Source organism: Pseudomonas sp. B21-053 (assembly GCF_026016365.1).
Taxonomy (GTDB): domain Bacteria; phylum Pseudomonadota; class Gammaproteobacteria; order Pseudomonadales; family Pseudomonadaceae; genus Aquipseudomonas; species Aquipseudomonas nunensis.
Genome location: NZ_CP087205.1, coordinates 5963544 through 5982362 on the forward strand (window position 1 = coordinate 5963544; position 18819 = coordinate 5982362).

Below are 18819 nucleotides of genomic sequence, written 5' to 3' on the forward strand. Positions count from 1 at the left end.
GGGGCGTTTTGGTGTGTGATTGCGCAGTCGCTTCAGTTAGTCCAACACACCCAGTTCCTTGGCCCGTGCAACCGCCTGGGTTCTGCGCTCCACCCCAAGCTTGCTGTTGATATGGCTGGCGTGGGTTTTCACCGTGTGCAGGGAAATAAACAGCTGATCGCTGATTTCCTGATTCGAGCACCCTTGGGCGATCAGTCGCAGGACGGCCAACTCGCGGGTGCTGAGGGTTTCCGCGCCTGGGGATAACTCCAACGCCGGACGCGGGGTTGCGACAGGCAGTTTTTCTACAAGGTTTTGCGAAACCGCTGTCTGGGCACCGAGTTGAAGTTGCCCGCGCAACCAGTCCGAATGCTCAGTCAGCAACCCGTCGAACGGTTGCAGCACACCACCAGCCGCCGCTTCCAGCGCTTGCGCCAATGCCTTGCGCGCCTCGGGCTCACGCCCACCCGCCAGCAACAACGCAATCTTTTGCGTCAGGGCCATCACGCTGAGCATCTGCCGGCCAGTCTGCTGCCCGTGCTCCAACAGCGCATTCAACCGCCCTTCCGCCAGCATCGGTTGGCCTTTAATCACGTCAAGCAGCGCTTGCTGCAATTCGATATGCAACGGCAACTGCGGATGGAATTCCGGCGGAGCTGCCGGGCGCTCGCCATTGTAGGTCTGGCCCAACCGCGTCAACCACGCTTCGGCCAGGTCAGTGCGGCCCTGGGCCAGCCAGAGTTCGCATTTGACCAGGGTGATCATCGCCAGGTAGTAGATCGGCGGGACGTCCCAGATGTGCATCAGCCGTTCGGCCTCGGCCAGTTCGGCGAAGGCTTTGGCGAACTCGCCGCTGCTGCCGTCGAGCCTGGCGATCACGCAGTGACCGATCAAAACGCTGATATCGCGGCAGGCCCGGGCCTCGCTCAAACCGGCCTGCAAACGTAAGCGGGCAGCCTGTGGCTGCAAGCGCAGGGCCAGCAAGAAACCTTCGTACAAGATCAGTCGGGCCCGCACCGCGTAGAGCCGTTGTGGCGACAAGCCGTGCAGGCGTTGCAGGCCCTGGCGGACTTCATCCAGCGAACGCAGGATTTCCCCTCGGGCCTGCAACACGCGGGCGCGGTCGTAATGGGCCAGGGCTTCGAATAATGGATTGCCGACGCGCTGCGCCAACTCCAGGGACTCACGATTCAGCCCCCGCGCCCGCCACAAATCGCCATCGGCAATGGCCAGGTTGGACAAGGTCGAGAGACACATCAGGCGCTGGCCGTACCGTTTGGCCGGCAGGCTCTCCAGCGCTTCGCTGCAATACAGCAGCGTCAATTCACGATTGCCGCGGCCTCGGGCGATGATGCCGCTGAGGGCCAGCCATTGCGCCAGCATGGACTTCTGTGCCGTGGCCGATGGCGCCGGCAGAAAGCGGCTCAAGTGATTGGCCAGCTCTTCGGCGGCATCCAGCTGACAGGCCAGCCCCAGCGCCCAGCTGTAGAGCACGATCAGCCGTGGCGTGCTGATCAGCAGGCTGTCGGGCAAGTCCATTTTCCAGCGCAGCAGCATGCCGACGTTTTGCTCCGCCAGCAGTTGTTCTTCAGACAGGTTTTGCACCAGATTCGCCGCGACATCCAGATGCCCGGCGCGCAACGCCTGCTCCACCGCTTCATCGAGCAAGCCTTGGGCATTGAACCAGCGGCAGGCGCGCAAATGCAGGCTGGCGGCCGGCACCAGGGCCTGGGTCTTGGGTCGCGTACGCAGCAAGTCGGAAAACAGATGGTGATAGCGATACCAGTGACCGTGCTCGTCCAGCGGCACCAGGAAAACCTGATGCGCCAGCAGGAAGCTCAGGATTTCCGCGCTGTCATGGGCTTCGCGCACGGCGTCGCACAGCTCGCTGCAAAAACGCTCCTGAGGCGCGGTGTCGTACAGGAATGCCTGTACTTCGGCCGGCAAACAATCGATGACTTCTTCCAGCAGGTAATCGCGGATCAGCCCTTCCCCGCCATGCAGCGACTGCGGCAACGCACCCTCGCTGCCGGCTTCGGAGGCCGCCAACAGCCAGAAACGCAGGCCGGCCACCCAACCTTCACTGCGCTGGATCAGGTTTTCCAGGGCCTCGCCGCGCAATGAGCTGCTGTGGCGATCAAGCAGGGTCAGGGCTTCGTCGTGGGTCAGGCGCAGGTCTTGCTCATGCAGTTCGAGCAATTGCCGCGACAGACGCAGGCGCGCCAGGTGCCAGTCGGGACGTTGCCGACTGGTGACCATGACCAGCAGGCCATCGGGCAAATGATTGAGGAAGAATTGCAGGCAGCGATCGAGCACCGGGCCCTGGGCCAAATGGTAGTCATCCAGCACCAGCAACAGAGGCGTACTCGGCGACAAGTGCACGGCCAGTTCATCCAGCAGACCGTCCAGCCACTCTTCGAACGCAAACGGTTGATGGCGTTGACGCATTTTCAACAGCCCGAGCGCCTTGCTACCCAGTTGCGGAAAATAGTCCTGAAGGCCTTCGAGCAGACGCTCGAGGAAGCGCCCCGGATCATTGTCACGCGGACTCAGCCCCAGCCACAGGCTTTGCCAGTGCGCCGGCAGTCCCTGACAGAACTCCACGGCCAGCGAACTCTTGCCGAACCCCGCCGGAGCGCTGACCAGCAGCAACCGCCCACCCAGCCCCGCACTCAGGCGTTCGCACAAGCGAGGTCGCAGCACATGGCCGTCAGGCAGCGGTGGCCGGAAAAAACGCCCGTCCAGTGCCGCGACGGCAACGCTTGCAGGACCCGGAAGTGGGGACAGATCAGTCATGGCCGGCTCTTGTTTGAAATGCTGTTGGCGGCGTTGCAGATGTCCGCAGACTAGCGGTAAACGAAGAGGTATTGAAGGTTGTTGCTACAAATGGCTACAAAAAGACCGTAGGAGCGAGGCTTGCCCGCGAATGGGGTCGGCGCGATGTATCGGAATTCATGCGGTGTTGATACGGACGCCTTCGCGAGCAGGCTCGCTCCCACAGGGAATGCGTTCCTACATGAGAATGCGGTCAATTGTGGGAGCGGGCTTGCTCGCGAAGAGGCCATCAGCATCACCAAAAATTTCCTGCGCCCAAAAAAAAACGCCCCGAACCAGTCGGGGCGTTTTTCGAGGATGCGGCCTCTGTCTACAGCGAGTTAGCGAACACCATCCTGACGCAGTGCGGCCGGGGTGAAGTCGCTGGTGGTGGCGGTGAAGCCGAAGTCATACGCCGATTTCTCTTCGTTCTTCATGCCCAGCGCCAGGTAGCGACCCGATTGCAGGTCATACAGGGTTTCCAGGGCGTACCACGGCACTTGTTTGTCGTAGTAGTTCTCGGCGTGGGCTTCTGCAACGCGCCACAGCTGATTACGGCCGTCGTAGTGGTCGATCACCGCAGCCTGCCAGGTGTCTTCGTCGATGTAGAAGTCACGCTTGGCATAGATGTGGCGCTGGCCTTCCTTCAGGGTTGCAACCACATGCCAGACCCGGCGCAGCTCGTAACGAGCCAGGTCCTGGTTGATGTGGCCGGCCTTGATGATGTCGGCGTATTTCAGCTTCGGATCGTCGAGCTTGTAGCTGTCGGAGGCGATGTACATCTCTTTCTTGCCTTCGAGTTTCCAGTCGTAGCGATCCGGCGCACCGTTGTACATGTCCAGGTTATCGGAGGTACGCAGGCCATCGGCGGCAGTACCCGGCCCGTCATAGGACACTTGCGGAGCACGACGCACACGACGCTGACCGGCGTTGTAGACCCACGCCGAACGCGGTTCCTTCACTTGGTCGAGGGTTTCGTGCACCAGCAGCACACCACCGGCCAGACGTGCCGGCGCGGTCACTTTCTGCTTGAAGTAGAACAGGATGTTGCCCGGGTTTTTCGGGTCGTAGTCCTTCATCTTGTCGCGGAACACGAACTGATCCTGGAAGTACACCAGGCTGAACGAGCCGTTCGGCTGTGGCGTGGCCTGGGTGACCAGACGCGTCACGCTGCCGCCGCGATAGCGGGTGATGTGGTTCCAGATGACTTCGACGCCGCTTTTTGGAATCGGGAACGGTACGGCGGTTTCGAAGTTTTCCAGGCCGTTGCCGCCGGACACGAGATTAGTGTTGGTGGCGTTTTTCTTGATGGAGGCGAACACGTCATCCGGCACGGTGGCACCGCGATGGGACGGGTAGACCGGCATCTTGAAGGTTTCCGGGTAGCGCTTGAACATCGCGTACTGGCCCGGAGCAAGCTTCTCTTTGTACTGGTCAACGTTCTGCGCGGTGATGGTGAACAGCGGTTTTTCACTGGCATACGGGTCGGACAGGAAGCCCTTGCTGTCGACAGTGCCGGCATTCTTCGCCAGGGGTTTCCAGGCCGGGATTGAACCGTCGGCATTGCCCGCCATCTCGGCGCCCATCGGCGTCAGGCTCTTGCCCAGCTTGTCCGCTTCAGCGGCAGGCACCGCGGCCATGACGCTTGTCGCCAGCAGCGACAGCCCCAGAACACCGGCGTGGAACAGACTCTTTGTTATTTTCATATGTGTGTTCGTCCTGAAAAAGCAGTGCTTAGAAGTTCACGCCGAAGCTGAGCGCAACGAAGTCGCGGTCGTCGACGGTGGTGTACTTGCCATCAAAGAAGTTGGTGTAGGCCAGGCTCGCGGTGTAGGTGTTCTGGTATTCGGCATCGACACCCAGGCTGACCGCTTTGCGACCTTCCTCGAAGTTGCCGCCAGGGCCAGGCGAGTAACCGCTGACGTCATGCGACCACGCCACGTTCGGCTTGAGGTTTACACCGGCGAACACGTCGTTGTATTCCCAGATGGCCCGACCGCGATAACCCCACGAGGTCGCCGTGGTGAAGCCTTCGTTGGTGCAGTTGCGGCTGCGGTTGTTCTGCGGCGAACCAGGACCGGCGCCATTGATGGTGCTGGCGTTGAGGATGTTGGCGCAGGTATTGGCGGTGCCGGTAGCCGGCAATTCACCCGGACCGTAGACCGGATCACGGCCATAACGGACATCGGAAGTGCTTTCCAGGCCGCCGACGTGGGTCACGCCCACTTCACCGACCAAGGTCAGACGGCTGGCGCCCATGACTTGGTCAAAGAAGTGCGTCAGGGTGGTCTGGAACTGGGTGATTTCCTTGCGACGATAACCGTGCAGGTCCTGGCCCGGTACGCCGGTCAGCAAGGATGCATTGGACAAGGCACCACCGATAGGACGCACACCGGCGAACAGGATGTCGGTGGAGTTCAGTTGCACCGGCGCGTTCGGACGGTAGCTGATCTCACCGCTCCACGCCGTACCGGTAGGCAGGGTGGTGGAGAAGCTCAAGCCGTACAGACGGATGTCTTCCGGGTATTCAACGAAGTATTCCGAGTTGCCTGCCACCAGCAACGGGGCGAGTGCCGCAAACGGCCCTGGCAGCGCTCGTGCAGTGTTGTAGACCGATTGCGGAGCACCGGTGGCGCTGAAGATCGGCGCACGGCTGTGGTAGTTCATGAAGTAGGCGCCGAACTCGGTGTCCAGCGGGTCGAACATGTACTTCAGGGACGCGCCCCACTGGCCGCTGTCACGGGCGTCACGATCGCCACCGCGACGGACCAGCACACCTTCTTCGTTGACGTCGACGCCATTGGCAGCCAACGGGCCCAAGGCAATGGCCGGAATCTGCGAGCGCTTGTTCAGCACGCGCAGGTTGCTGTCGCAACCGTCGGCAATGATGTCTGGCTGGGAGAAGAACGTGCCGCAGTTATCGACGACAGTCTGGTCCCACTCGAGCTGGTAGAACGCTTCGGCCGACAGGCTTTCAGTCAGGCTCTGGGACACGTAGAACATGTTGACCGGAATCAGGCCTTCCTTGATCTCGGCACCCGGACGACGGAACGCGGACACGTCGATCGGGTTGATCGAGTTGATGCCGCCGCCGATGAAGGTACTTTCACCCCAGCTCACTACCTGCTTGCCCAGACGCACGGAACCCGGCTGATCGGCAATGGAGTAGTTGTGGTAGACGAAGGCGTCGAGGATCTGCCCACCGGCGGACTTGGCGCCTTCCTTGCGGTTGTTGTCGCTGATGTCCTTGAACTCGCGACTTTCGTCCTTGAGTTCAAAGTCGTACCAGTATTTACCGCGGACGAAGACCCCGGTGTCGCCGTATTTCAATTCAAGGTCGTGGATGCCCTTGAAGATTTTCGAGAAGGTTTCCCCGCTCTTGAAGTTTGCGTGACCGTCATCGGACGTCTGTGACAGGCCGTGGCCGCCGTTGTTGACGCCGATAAGGTTCTTGTTGGGACTCTGAGTAGACCAACTGGCACCGATCGACAGGGATGAGTCGAACTGACCTTCGATTTCACCGACGTTGAAACTGACGCCGAATGCAGGCCCGGCGAGCGAAGAGGCGAGACTGACCGCCAGGGGCAATTTCGCCCGGCGCCAGAACTGGTTTACTGATGTCATCGACGCTACTCCATGTGCATTATTGTTATGGCAGTGAGTACTTTTAAAAACGTTGTGGAAGACCGGAAGCCAAGGCGTCCCGAATTCATTCCCAAGGTGCATCGCCCCGTTTGTGCGTTTGCTCCGTTCTTAAAAATCCTTGAGCGGACTATAGCCAGCAGGTAGTACTGCTTGATCCCTCTAAAGTGTGATTTGCAGCTGCCGGCCACTCTGGAACAGTCCTTTCGCCAGTCCGACACATGTCGGCACGGCAAGGATGGCTGAAAATTCGGATTTCACAAGCCAAGCGCTTGCTTGGTGGGGCTGACGTGCCTTTTCGGGCACGCCAGCGGGGTCAGAAAACGCTTAAAGCGTCGAGAGGAAGGTGCTGTTGTTGGCCTGCCATTCAGTGATGTCGAGGCGGATACGCTTCTTGTCGAGCTTGCCGACACTGGTCTTGGGAATTTCAGTAACAAGGGCGATCTGACTCGGGATCGCCCACTTGCTCAGGTGCCCCAACTCGACGAACGGCTTGAGGTGTTCCTTGAGTTCACGAGCCCCGATCTCATGCCCTTCGCGGATCACCAGCAAGGCAAACGGCCGCTCGCCCCACTGCGGATCGGCGATTCCCACCACTGCTACTTCGCGTACCGCTACGTGACGACTGATCAGGTCTTCGAGGTCCAGGGAGGAGATCCACTCGCCGCCGGTCTTGATCACATCCTTGATCCGGTCGCGAATGTCGATCACGCCCATGCTGTCCAGGGTCGCCACGTCGCCGGTGTGCAACCAGCCGCCGGCCCAGAGTTCGGCGCCCTTCTGCGGCTCGTTGAAATAACCCTCGGTGAGCCACGGCGCACGCAGCACCAGTTCGCCCTGGGTCTCGCCGTCGGCAGGCAGGAAGTTGCCGTCGGTATCGACAATCGCCGCTTCCACCAATGGCCCTGGCACGCCGGCCTTGATCCGGTAAGTGGTGCGTTCGTCTTCGGTGCCGGCCATCAACTCGTCATTCAGGTGGGCACACGAAACCAGCGGCCCGGTCTCCGACATGCCATAGGCGGCGGTCAGTTGAATGCCCTTGGACTTGGCGTTTTCGTACAACGTACGGTTCAGCGCGCTGCCGCCGATGACGATTTTCCAGCCGCCGAAATCGGTGCCTTGCGCGGCTTTGGCATTGAGGACCATTTGCAAAATGGTCGGCACGCAGTGGGAAAAGGAGACCTTCTCCTTGCGCCACAGCTCCACCAGGTATTCCGGGTCGTAGCGGCCTGGGTAAACCTGCTTGAGCCCGAGCATCGTTGCCACGTATGGCAAGCCCCACGCGTGCACATGGAACATCGGCGTGATCGGCATGTAGACATCGTTGGTGCCCAGCAGCCGCACGCTGTCGATGGAGCCCATGATGGTCGACACGCCCATGGTGTGCAGCACCAGTTGCCGATGGGTGAAGTACACGCCTTTCGGATTGCCGGTGGTGCCGGTGGTGTAGAAGGTGGTCGCGACGGAGTTTTCGTCGAAATCCTGGAAGTCGTACTGCGTGCTCGCAGCGGCCAGCAGTTGCTCGTACTCGCCGATAAGGTTCGGCAAGTCGGCGGTTTTCTCTGGCAGGTCGGTCAGCAACAGGGTTTTCTCGACCGTCGTCAGATGCCCGGCGATCGCCTGGTACAGGCCCACGAACTCACTGTTGACCAGCACGAAGCGGTCCTCGGCGTGGTTCATGGTGTAGAGGATCTGTTCCGGCGACAGACGCACGTTGATGGTGTGGATCACCGCGCCGATCATAGGGATGGCGAACATGCATTCCAGGTAACGATGGCTGTCCCAGTCCATCACCGCCACGGTATCGCCGGCCTTGACCCCGGCCGCCGTCAGCACGTTGGCCAGCCGAGCAACCCGTTCGATCAGGGTCGGATAGCTGTAGCGCAACTGGTCGCGGTACACGATCTCGCGGGTTTTCTCGTAACGAGCGCCGGACATCAGCAGTCGTTTAATCAACAACGGATACTGGTAGGCGCCTTCGGCTGGCGGGATAACGCGAGTCTGCAACATAAGAATCCCTTTTCTGACTGCACGGTCTTGGCTTTGGAGAGAAGCACTTTAGAGCCGTTATACGCCAACCAAATCAGCCAAAGGTATGATTTGCAGAACCGTACAAATGCTAGCTTTGCGCCAGCATTTGCAGGATTTCTTTACCGCTTACGCCGTTTGTCCTACGGCAGCCTCAGACGGTGTGCGTGGGAAAACCATTGCTGCCACGAAGGTCAGCGCCGCGAAACCCGCCAATATCAAATAAAGCCCTACGAATCCCTGGCGCGGTTCGACGAACGAAATCAGCGGAATCGCCGTCGCGCTGGCGCCGAACGATAAACAGTAACGCAGGGCAAAGACCCGGGATTGCCATTGCGGTGCGACGAAGTTGGCAACCATCGCGTCGTTCACCGTGACTTGGCCAAACACCACGAACATGAACGCCGCGCCCAGCGCAATCACGGCCCAGCCATCGACGTAGGCCAACCCGAACAACAGCGGCGCCTGGCACAGCGTCAACACGATGAACGGCCATTTCAGGCTGAACCGATGCAAGATCCGGCCGATGCTCAATTGCGCCACGGCACCGAAGGCATACGCCAGGCTGACCACGATGCCCAGGGTTTGCGGCGACGCGAACAGATCATGCAGGCGCTCCTGGAACAGTTTTGGATAGGTCATGGTCGTGGCGTTGAACACCACACCGCCAGTGGCCGTGGCCAGGGCGAGTACGCCGAACACCATGACCATGGAAATCCGCTGGCCGGCCGCGCCTTTGAGCGGTGAGTGGGGACGCTTGGGGATCGGCTCTTCTCGCACCTGCAAGGCAAACCCGATGCCCAGGGCAATCGCCACCACGCCCGGCAGAATGAATGCCGAACGCCAGCCGAACTGCGCCACCAACAACCCGGTGATCAGCGCCGAAAACGCCACGCCGAGATTGCCCCACATGCCGTTGATACCGATTTCCCGGCCACGGTGCTGCGCATAGGCCACCAGCATCGCGGTGCCGACCGGGTGGTAGATCGCGGCGAAAATCCCGATCAGCGTCAGGCCGAGCACCAGCATCGGTGCGCTGTTGCTCAACCCGGTAAAGATCGCCGAAGCGCCGATGCCGAAGAAAAACACCAGCATCATTTGCCGCCGACTCCAGTGATCGCCCAGCCAACCGGCCGGTAGCGAACAGGCGCCGAACGCAATGAAGCCACCGAGTGACAAGCCGATCAGCGCGGCGTAATCCAGCGCGAAGGCTTGGGTCATGCCAAGGATGGCGGCGGGAAAAATCAGCATGAACATGTGGTCGATCACATGGGCTGCGTTGATGTAGCGGATGACATTTCTGGACTGGTTCATCGCGGCACGCTTTACGTTGTAGTGAGCGGCTTATGCTAAGTTGGCGAAAAAGCGTATTCCTGACAACAAAGTCATCGGATCTGACATGTTAATCAGCCATTTCCTGCACGGCCCGGTCAGCGCCTATCCACGGGATTATGTGGACGGTGCGCATCAGGAATTGCATCAACACCGCGAAGCGCAGTTGCTCTACGCCGTTTGCGGGACCATGCGGGTGGTCACGGCGCAGGGTGCGTGGGTGATTCCGCCGACCCGCGCGGTGTGGATTCCACCGTTGGTGGAGCATGAGATTTTCATGTCCGGCGAGGTGCGCATGCGCTCGCTGTTCATTGCCGCCGAACTGTCACCGCCGAGCCTGCAACAGTGCTGTGTACTGGCGGTCACGCCGTTGCTGCGCGAACTGATCCTGCGCGCGGTGCAAGGTCCGCAACACGCGGAAAACCCATTGATCCAGAGCCTGATGCTCGAAGAAATCGCCGGCCTGGAAAACCTTCCGCTGCACATTCCGATGCCCGAGGACCGGCGCCTGCAAGGCATCTGCCTGGCGCTGCTGCGCGCACCTGATCATCCCAACACCCTGGAAGATTGGGCGCAGCAGGTCGGCGCCAGTTCACGCACTCTGGCGCGGCTGTTCCAGCAACAACTGAAGATGAATTTCAATGCCTGGCGCCAGCAACTGCGCCTGATGGAAGCCCTGCCCCGCCTGCTCGCCGGGGAAAGCGTGCAGAGCGTGGCGCAGGATCTGGGTTACGGCAGCGCGCGGGCGTTCAGCGCGATGTTTCGCCGTTTGCTGGGGGAGAATCCCAGGGAATATCTGAACGCACTCAACAAATTGAGCGAACTCAACCCGCTTCTGTAGGAGCTGCCGCAGGCTGCGATCTTTTGGCGTCTTCGATGACGTTAAAGATCAAAAGATCGCAGCCTTCGGCAGCTCCTACAGGGGGCCGCGTTCTATCAATGCATCTCGGTGAACGCGAGTTTCACGCCGATGGCGATCAACACCGCGCCCATGGTCCGGTCGAACCAGTGGCCCATGCGGGCGAAACCGGCGCGTACGCGTTGTTGGCTGAACAACCTGGCCACCAGGCAAAACCACAGCGCCGTCGCGAAGGCGAGGTAGATCCCGTAGCCAGCCTGCACCGCCAACGGCGTGTGCGGGTTGATCACCACGGTGAACAGCGACAGGAAGAACAGCGTGGCTTTCGGGTTCAGGCCATTGGTCACGAAACCCGAGGTGAAGGCGCCACGGGCAGTGCGCTCACCGACTTCCTTGTGCAGATCGTCCGTCACCGGTTTGGCCGGTTGCGCGCGCAAGGCCTTGAAGCCGATGTACAGCAGGTACGCGGCGGCGGCCCATTTCAAGGCGTTGAACAGCACGATCGACTGGGACACGATCAGGCCGATGCCGAGCAGCGAATAACCCACGTGCAGGAAAATCGCCGTGCCCACACCCAGCGCAGTCCAGGTCCCGGCACGCCGACCGTGGGTCACGCTTTCGCGCACCACCACCGCAAAGTCCGGGCCGGGGCTGGCGACGGCCAGCAGGTGAATCAGGGCAACGGTCAAGAATTCTGTCCAGTACATGGGGGCTCCTCTGGGGTAGATCGGTCAAAATGAAATTCACAGGTTTGCCATTATCCCTGTGGGAGCGGGCTTGCTCGCGAAGGCGATGTATCAGTCAACATTTGCATCGACTGACACGGCCTCTTCGCGAGCAAGCCCGCTCCCACAGGAGTCAGCGTCCCGCCAGTAGTACGTAACCATTTGTTTCATCTGGTAGGCTCGGCAGATTACGCCTTCAGTTCATTGCACAAAAGGTACAGTTGATGACGAACTCTCGCCGCGCCGTTTTTCTCGACCACCCGTCCCTGGACCTGGGCGACCTCGATCTGACGCCTTTGCGCGATTGCTTCAGCGACTTGCAATTGTTCGCCCAGACCATGCCGGACCAAGTGGTCGAGCGCCTCAAGGGCGCCACCGTCGCCATCAGCAACAAGATCCTGATCGATGCCGCCGCCATCGCCGCCAGCCCTGATTTGAAATTGATTTTGATCACCGCGACCGGCACCAACAACGTCGATCTGGCCGCCGCCCGCGCCCACGGGATTACCGTGTGCAACTGCCAGGGTTACGGCACGCCGTCGGTGGCCCAGCACACGATCATGTTGCTGCTGAACCTGGCGACACGCCTGGCGGATTACCAGAAAGCCGTCGGCGAAGGTCGCTGGCAGCAGGCCAAACAGTTCTGCCTGCTGGACTACCCGATCGTCGAACTCGAAGGCAAAACCCTTGGTTTGCTTGGCCACGGTGAACTGGGTGGCGCCGTGGCACGACTGGCCGAAGCCTTCGGCATGCGCGTATTGCTGGGGCAGATTCCCGGCCGCCCTGCCCGCCCAGATCGCTTGCCGCTGAATGAACTGCTGCCGCAAATCGACGCCCTGACCCTGCATTGCCCGCTCAACGAACACACCCGCCACTTTATCGGTGCCCGTGAACTGGCCTCGATGAAATCCGGTGCGTTCGTGGTCAACACCGCTCGCGGTGGCTTGATCGACGAACAGGCGCTGGCCGACGCGTTGCGCAACGGTCACTTGGGCGGCGCGGCCACGGATGTGCTGAGTGTCGAGCCGCCGGTCAATGGCAATCCACTGCTGGCCGATGACATCCCTCGATTGATTGTCACCCCGCACAACGCCTGGGGCAGTCGCGAAGCGCGTCAGCGGATCGTTGGCCAATTGACTGAAAACGCCCAGGCGTTCTTCAGCGGTACAGCGCTGCGGGTCGTCAGTTGATAAACTGCCGCACTTTTTTTCAAGGAGCAGAGTATGGATCCGCGCAGTGAAGTACTGCTTCGTCAGGCCGAGTTATTCCAGGGTTCGGTGTTGCTGGCCGGTTTGCCCGCCGACGATTTGCTCGGTCGCCTGCCCGAGGCCCATGGCTGGTGCTGGCATGCCGGCGATCAAGCGGCGCTCGACGCACGCTTTGCCGAGCGCAGCCAGTTTGGCGTGAATGCGCCTGAACGCGAGTTCGAGACGGCCGTAGTGTTCCTGCCCAAGTCCAAGGACCTGACCGACTACATCCTCAACGCCCTCGCCTCACGGCTGGCCGGTCGCGAGTTGTATTTGGTGGGTGAAAAACGCAGCGGCATCGAAGGCGCGGCCAAGCAGCTGAACCCGTTTGGTAAACCGCGCAAGCTCGACAGCGCACGGCATTGCCAGTTGTGGCTAGTCACCGTGGCCAACGCGCCAGAAGCCAAGTCGCTGGAAAGCCTGGCCCAGGAATACGAACTGCCATTGGCCGAAGGGCCATTGAAAGTCATCAGCCTGCCGGGCGTGTTCAGCCACGGTCGGCTGGATCGCGGCAGCGCGCTGTTGCTGGAACATTTGGACAAGTTGCCAAGCGGCCACTTGCTGGATTTCGGTTGCGGCGCCGGTGTGTTGGGGGCGGCGGTCAAGCGTCGTTATCCGCACAATCAGGTGACGTTGCTCGACGTGGATGCGTTTGCTGCCGCCAGCAGTCGCCTGACATTGGCCGCCAACGGTCTGGAAGCCGAGGTGATTACCGGTGACGGTATCGACGCGGCACCGATGGGTTTGAGTGCGATTTTGAGCAACCCGCCGTTCCATGTCGGCGTGCACACCGATTATTTCGCCACCGAGAACTTGCTGCGAAAAGCGGCCAAACATCTGAAAAATGGTGGCGAACTTCGCTTGGTCGCTAACAGTTTCCTGAAGTATCAGCCGCTGATCGAGGAGCACCTTGGGGTATGCGCGATCAAGGCTGAAGGACAGGGTTTCAGAATCTATCGGGCCAAACGCGGCTAGCACTTCTTTTAAAAAAGAGGCTTGCCCAATCGGTTTTGCCTAGGCAGAATCCGCTCCGTCCTAGGGGAGTAGTCTCCCACGAGCGCCATGCTCGTCCGGCATACGTCAACATACTTGGTCAACAGACCATGGCGTATGCGACCCAAGCGTCCGCACAGACGGATCGCCAGGGTTTGACAAGACCTATGACACGAACACCTTACCCGGGGCGGGAAGGCTGTACGTGTCATAGCCGTGTCGACCCGCCCCTTAGGAAAACCCTGATGCTGGATTCACTTCTCGTACCCACCGCAATCGTTGCCTTGGCCGAAATCGGCGACAAGACGCAACTGCTCGCGCTCATTCTTGCGGCTCGCTTTCGCAAACCCTGGCCGATCATCGCCGGCATCGTCGCCGCGACCCTGGCCAACCATGCGGCAGCCGGTGTGGTAGGTGCCTGGTTCGGCAGTTTCTTCTCGAATGCAACGTTGCACTGGATCCTCGCCGCGAGCTTCACCGCGACCGCGCTGTGGACCCTGGTGCCGGACAAGATGGATGACGACGAAGCCAGCACCGCGCGCAAATTCGGACCGTTCCTGGCCACGCTGATCGCGTTCTTCCTCGCAGAAATGGGCGACAAGACTCAAGTCGCCACGGTGATGCTCGCCGCACAATACCCGGACCTGTGGTTGGTGATCATCGGCACCACCGCCGGGATGTTGATTGCCAACGTGCCGGTGGTACTGGCCGGTAACTTTGCGGCGGACAAACTGCCACTCACGTTGATCCGTCGACTGGCGGCGTCGGCGTTCTTCGTATTGGCGATTGTCGCGGTGTACAAGGCGATGCAGAGCAGTGGGTGGGTTTGACAGCATAAGGCGGTAGACCGCGTTATCGTTCTTCGCGGGCAAGCCTCGCTCCTACAGAGATACGCATTCCCCCTGTAGGAGCGAGGCTTGCCCGCGAAGGCGCCAGCAGCCTCGCTACATCCCTATCAGGATTTCGAAGCTTTCTCGTACAACGGCATCACCTTAGGAATCGCTGCCTCCAACGAGGAAACACGACTGGCCGACGCCGGGTGCGTGCTCATGAATTCCGGCGAGGAACCTTCCGAGGCCTTGCTCATCTTGTTCCACAAGGTGATCGCGGCATTCGGGTTGTAGCCGGCGCGAGCCGCCAGTTCCAGGCCGATCAGGTCAGCCTCGTTTTCGTTGGCGCGGCTGTTCGGCAAGGTCATGCCGTAGTTGGCGACGGTGTCGGCCAAAGCCAGGCTGTCCTGACCCAGACCGAACAAGGCACCGGCGCCCTGCTTGGCCATCTCGATGCCGTAAGCCTTGGACATCGCTTCACGACCGTGCTCGCGCAAGGCGTGGGCGATTTCATGGCCCATGACCGCGGCGATTTCATCGTCGGTGAGTTTCAGGCTGTCGATCAGCCCGGTGTAGAAAATGATCTTGCCGCCAGGACCGCAGTTGGCGTTGAGTTCATCGCTCTTGATCAGGTTGACTTCCCACTTCCACTGGGCCGAGTCCGGACGGAAGTTCGGCGCCTGGGCAATCAGCCGGTTGGCAATGGCCTGAATGCGCTTGGCATCGGTACTGGTCTTGTCCAGCACGCCTTTGGTCGTCGCCTCGCCTACTGTCTTCTGATAGGACTGCGCGTACATCTGGTTGACCTCGTCCGAGGACAACATGCTGAACATGTACTGCTTGCGCTCAACGCCGACGGCTCCGCCGCTGGTGGTGTTGACCGACTGACAACCGGCCAGCAGCAAGGCTGCGCTCAGTGCACTTACAACCAATATCTTGTTCATCGAAAAGCTCCCTGAAAACATGCGCGTATCCTAGGCGGTGAATTGTATCGGCGCCAGATACAACAGACGTGTAGCACTGACTTTCGGAAAAACCGCTGCTGCCCGCAGGAAAAAGTTCATATCCCCCGTGGGCCATGCGCGGCCTGCTTCATTTACGACATCCAGCGCTCCAAAACGGTCATTTCGCCAATACCCGCTCATGGACTCCGATTGCCTGGCCGATACAACAGCGCAGACGTCCTCTTGCGTGCGGAGCACCCATGAAATTCAAGTCGATCCAGTTTTCCGTAGCGGCCCTCGCTGGCGCCATCGTCCTCAGTGTCGTGGCGGCGCTGGTGCTGTATGCGCTTTTTTCCGGTGCGCGGACGCAAGACATGGTCCAGGAACGGACCCAGGCACAGTTCGAGCAAGTCATCGAGCAACGCCTGACTTCCCTGGCGCAAACCCAGGTCAGCCAGATTCAGCGCGAGCTCGAAGCACCGCTGCTGATTGCCGGCGGACTGGTGCGGGTCAACGAGCTGATCGGCACACCGGGGACAGATGGTCAGCCGCAAGTAAATATCAGCCGTGAGCAGTTGATCAGCCTGATCAAGGAAAACGTCACCAAGAACCCGAAAATTCTCGGCACCTACATCGGCTGGGAAAAAAACGCACTGGACCACAACGATGCGGCCTACGTTGACACCAAGGTGGTCGGCATCGACGCCGCCAACGGGCGCTTCCTGCCATGGTGGTTCCGCAACGAAGACGGCAGCCTCGGCCTGGACAAACTGGTCGACGTCGACGACCAGAAAACCCTGTCCACCGGCGTGCGCGCCAGCGAGTACTACCTGTGCTCGAAAGAAACCAAGAAATCCTGCGTGATCGATCCGGCGCCCTACAAGGTCGGCGACAAAATCGTCATGCTCGCCTCCTTTATTGAACCGATCATGCTCAACGGCGCCTTCCAGGGCATCGTCGGCGCCGACCTGTCGGTGAACTTCATCCAGGAAATGCTCCTGGGCGCCAACCAGAAACTGTATGGTGGCTCGGGCGTGATGGCGTTGATCGGCGGCAATGGCCGGATCGTTGCCTACACCAAGGACGCGAGCAAATTCGGCGAAAAGGCCAGCGACATCCTCGACAGCCAGCAGATTGCCAACCTGTCCAATCTCAAGCGCGGCGAAGTGACCTACACCGTCGACAAGGCCAATGGCCGGATCGAGTTGTACCTGCCGTTCGGCATCGGCCAGACCGACGCGCGCTGGACCCTGATGCTGCAACTGCCGCTGAACGCGGTGATGGCAGACCTGCAAAAACTTCAGGGCGACCTGGATAAACAGCGCAAATCCGACACCTTCGGCATGGCCATGGTTGGCCTGTTGATCGCCGGTATCGGCTTGCTGGTGATTTGGCTGGTGGGCCACGGGATTGCCCGCCCGCTCAAGCAAATGGTGGCCATGCTCGACGACATCGCACAGGGCGAAGGCGACCTCACGCGCCGCCTGACCAGCGACCGCGCCGACGAATTGGGCTCGATCGCCAAAGGCTTCAACACTTTCCTGGCCAAGTTGCAGGTGATGATCACGCAAGTGGTGACGTCGGTGCAGAGCGTCAGCGACTCGTCGGAACACACCGCCGACATCGCCATCCGCACCAACATTGGCGTGCATAAACAGATGGCCGAGATCGATCAAGTGGCCACGGCGGTGCATGAAATGACCGCGACCGCCCAAGACGTGGCACGCAACGCGACGTCGGCGGCACAGGCTGCCAGCCATGCGGATAAAGCAGCGGCGCAAGGCATGCAGATCGTGCGCGACACGTCGAATTCGATCGGCGTACTGGCCGTGGAAATTGGCAAGGCGGTCAGCGTGGTGCAAACCCTGGCCAAGGACAGCGAGAACATCAACGCGATCCTCACCGCGATTCGCGGGATCGCCGAGCAAACTAACTTGCTGGCCTTGAACGCGGCGATTGAAGCGGCGCGTGCTGGTGAACAGGGCCGTGGGTTTGCCGTCGTGGCCGACGAAGTGCGCAACCTGGCGCAGAAGACTCAGAAAGCCACTGAAGAAATCCAGAGCATGATCCAGCAGTTGCAGCAAGGCACTCGCGATGTGGTGCGGGTCATGGAAGACAGCCAGAACCGCACCGACGAAAGCGTGCAGCACGCGGCGAAAGCCGCCGAGGCGCTTGAAACGATTACTCAGGCAGTGTCGGTGATCAACGACATGAACACGCAGATTGCCAGTGCGGCAGAGGAGCAGAGCGCAGTGGCGGATGACATCAACCGTAACGTGATCAACATCGGGCAAGTGGCCAATGAAGTGGCTGGCGGGGCGGATGAATCGAGCGCGGCCAGTGCGGACCTGACCAAATTGGCGGAACAGCAGCGGCGGTTGATCAATCAGTTCAAGGTTTGATTTGAGGGCCCCTTCGCGGGCAAGCCTCGCTCCTACAGGAGATCACCGTCCCTGTAGGAGCGAGGCTTGCCCGCGAAGGCATCAGCCCAGGCGCCCAATCAACCCGGGGTCAAACACTCCGGCCCATTCAACTTCGGATCATTCACCAGATTCGCCAACACCCGCTCGCGCAACGCGGCAGGCTCACCGGCCAGCAATCCCTGCAACACATGCAACGGCGTCTCGGGATCGAGCCACGCCGCCTGACCCGCCTCATCCAGAATCAACGGCCGACGCTGACTCGCCGCCGGTTGCGTGATCACTGCGGTGCTCAGCCACACCTGTTCCTGCACTGGATACGCTTCCCAGATCGCCGCGAAAAACAGCGCCGAGCCCTCCCCCGGGGTCAGCCAATACGGACGCTTGCGCGTGGTGCCGCGCCATTCGTAGAAACCATTCGCCGGCAGCAGGCAGCGGCGCTCGCGCAGGGCCTGGCGAAACATCGGCTGTTCGGCCACGGTTTCGGCGCGGGCATGCGCCGGGGTGCGCGACAGGTCGGTCAGCCATGGCGGCGTCAGGCCCCAGCGGGCACGGGCCAACTCGCGCTGACGGTCTGGGCCGGCACGCAGCATCAACACCGAATCGTTGGGGGAAATATTCCACTGGGCCTGCTGATCGGCAGGAAAGCCAGGCAGGGCCGCGAAGGCGGGGTTCCAGCGAAACAGGGCATAACGTCCACACATGGGGCAACACGACTCTTGATAAAACGAACGTCAGCCTAACAGACCAGGGTGCCGGGAAAACTTTCCGGTTCATCACCGGGCATCGGCAGCGCCGCATTGTAAGCGGTGATCAGCTCCCGAGCGTATTCGGCCTGGTCGTTATCCACCGACAAACCGAGCAAGCCGAAGATCGGCAGTTCGCCGGTGCCACCGAGCAAATCCCGGCCCACCAGATGCGCCTCGATGCCCTCGCTGGCCAGCATTCCTTGCAGCAACTCACCTTCCATCAGGTTTTCCGGTTCGTAGATTCGCTGCATACGCAC

The 18819-nt window shown here is 60.6% G+C and carries 14 protein-coding genes, 1 pseudogene and 1 riboswitch; of the genes and pseudogenes, 6 read left to right on the forward strand and 9 right to left on the reverse strand.

All coding sequences use genetic code 11. The annotated features are described in order from the left end of the window. Positions 1–36 precede the first annotated feature (36 nt). The 5 genes from LOY68_RS26660 to LOY68_RS26680 all read right to left on the reverse strand — a co-directional run bounded on the left by LOY68_RS26660 (position 37) and on the right by LOY68_RS26680 (position 9777). Complete coding sequence (locus LOY68_RS26660; RefSeq protein ID WP_163912018.1) at positions 37–2775, reverse strand: LuxR C-terminal-related transcriptional regulator; 2739 nt, start codon at positions 2773–2775, stop codon at positions 37–39. 359 nt (positions 2776–3134) lie between these two features. Beyond that, positions 3135–4499, reverse strand: coding sequence for a DUF1329 domain-containing protein (locus tag LOY68_RS26665; protein ID WP_163912015.1), 1365 nt, complete (start codon positions 4497–4499; stop codon positions 3135–3137). 28 nt (positions 4500–4527) lie between these two features. After that, complete coding sequence (locus LOY68_RS26670; RefSeq protein ID WP_163912012.1) at positions 4528–6417, reverse strand: DUF1302 domain-containing protein; 1890 nt, start codon at positions 6415–6417, stop codon at positions 4528–4530. A gap of 345 nt (positions 6418–6762) precedes the next feature. Further along, positions 6763–8445 (reverse strand): fatty acid--CoA ligase, encoded by a 1683-nt coding sequence (locus tag LOY68_RS26675; protein WP_054045610.1) that lies wholly within the window; start codon positions 8443–8445, stop codon positions 6763–6765. A 147-nt stretch (positions 8446–8592) separates the two neighbouring features. Continuing rightward, positions 8593–9777 (reverse strand): MFS transporter, encoded by a 1185-nt coding sequence (locus LOY68_RS26680; protein WP_265040890.1) that lies wholly within the window; start codon positions 9775–9777, stop codon positions 8593–8595. 85 nt (positions 9778–9862) lie between these two features. On the opposite strand from LOY68_RS26680, the gene LOY68_RS26685 reads away from it, so the two are divergent. After that, a complete protein-coding gene (locus LOY68_RS26685) occupies positions 9863–10636 on the forward strand; it encodes an AraC family transcriptional regulator (protein WP_265040891.1) in 774 nt (257 codons plus the stop codon). A 95-nt stretch (positions 10637–10731) separates the two neighbouring features. On the opposite strand, the gene LOY68_RS26690 is transcribed toward LOY68_RS26685, so the two are convergent. Beyond that, positions 10732–11361 carry a LysE family translocator gene (locus tag LOY68_RS26690; RefSeq protein WP_054045614.1) on the reverse strand — a complete coding sequence of 210 codons (630 nt, stop codon included), beginning with the start codon at positions 11359–11361 and terminating at the stop codon, positions 10732–10734. Positions 11362–11603: 242 nt separating this feature from the next. Between LOY68_RS26690 and LOY68_RS26695 the strand changes: the two genes are divergently transcribed. From LOY68_RS26695 to LOY68_RS26705, 3 genes are all read left to right on the forward strand, one after another. Next, positions 11604–12569 carry a 2-hydroxyacid dehydrogenase gene (locus tag LOY68_RS26695; RefSeq protein ID WP_265040892.1) on the forward strand — a complete coding sequence of 322 codons (966 nt, stop codon included), beginning with the start codon at positions 11604–11606 and terminating at the stop codon, positions 12567–12569. Between the two features lie 33 nt (positions 12570–12602). Next, the gene (locus tag LOY68_RS26700) at positions 12603–13601 is read left to right on the forward strand and encodes a class I SAM-dependent methyltransferase (protein WP_054045618.1); all 999 of its coding nucleotides are present in this window, start codon (positions 12603–12605) and stop codon (positions 13599–13601) included. Positions 13602–13652: 51 nt separating this feature from the next. Beyond that, a riboswitch (yybP-ykoY riboswitch) is annotated at positions 13653–13775 on the forward strand. A gap of 89 nt (positions 13776–13864) precedes the next feature. Further along, positions 13865–14449 carry a TMEM165/GDT1 family protein gene (locus LOY68_RS26705; RefSeq protein ID WP_265040893.1) on the forward strand — a complete coding sequence of 195 codons (585 nt, stop codon included), beginning with the start codon at positions 13865–13867 and terminating at the stop codon, positions 14447–14449. A gap of 125 nt (positions 14450–14574) precedes the next feature. Here the strand turns inward: LOY68_RS26705 and LOY68_RS26710 are convergent, their stop codons facing one another. After that, entirely contained in the window at positions 14575–15393 is an 819-nt protein-coding gene (locus LOY68_RS26710) for a M48 family metallopeptidase (protein WP_054045622.1), read from the reverse strand. Between the two features lie 1349 nt (positions 15394–16742). On the opposite strand from LOY68_RS26710, the pseudogene LOY68_RS32420 reads away from it, so the two are divergent. Continuing rightward, a pseudogene (locus tag LOY68_RS32420) lies at positions 16743–16937 on the forward strand (HAMP domain-containing protein); the annotation flags it as partial. Between the two features lie 114 nt (positions 16938–17051). Further along, positions 17052–17795: a methyl-accepting chemotaxis protein gene (locus tag LOY68_RS32425; RefSeq protein WP_413787210.1), complete on the forward strand. Its 744-nt coding sequence runs from the start codon at positions 17052–17054 to the stop codon at positions 17793–17795. 98 nt (positions 17796–17893) lie between these two features. On the opposite strand, the gene LOY68_RS26720 is transcribed toward LOY68_RS32425, so the two are convergent. Further along, positions 17894–18517: an SOS response-associated peptidase gene (locus LOY68_RS26720; RefSeq protein ID WP_265040895.1), complete on the reverse strand. Its 624-nt coding sequence runs from the start codon at positions 18515–18517 to the stop codon at positions 17894–17896. Between the two features lie 35 nt (positions 18518–18552). Further along, complete coding sequence (locus tag LOY68_RS26725; RefSeq protein ID WP_054045627.1) at positions 18553–18813, reverse strand: putative signal transducing protein; 261 nt, start codon at positions 18811–18813, stop codon at positions 18553–18555. Positions 18814–18819: the final 6 nt, after the last annotated feature.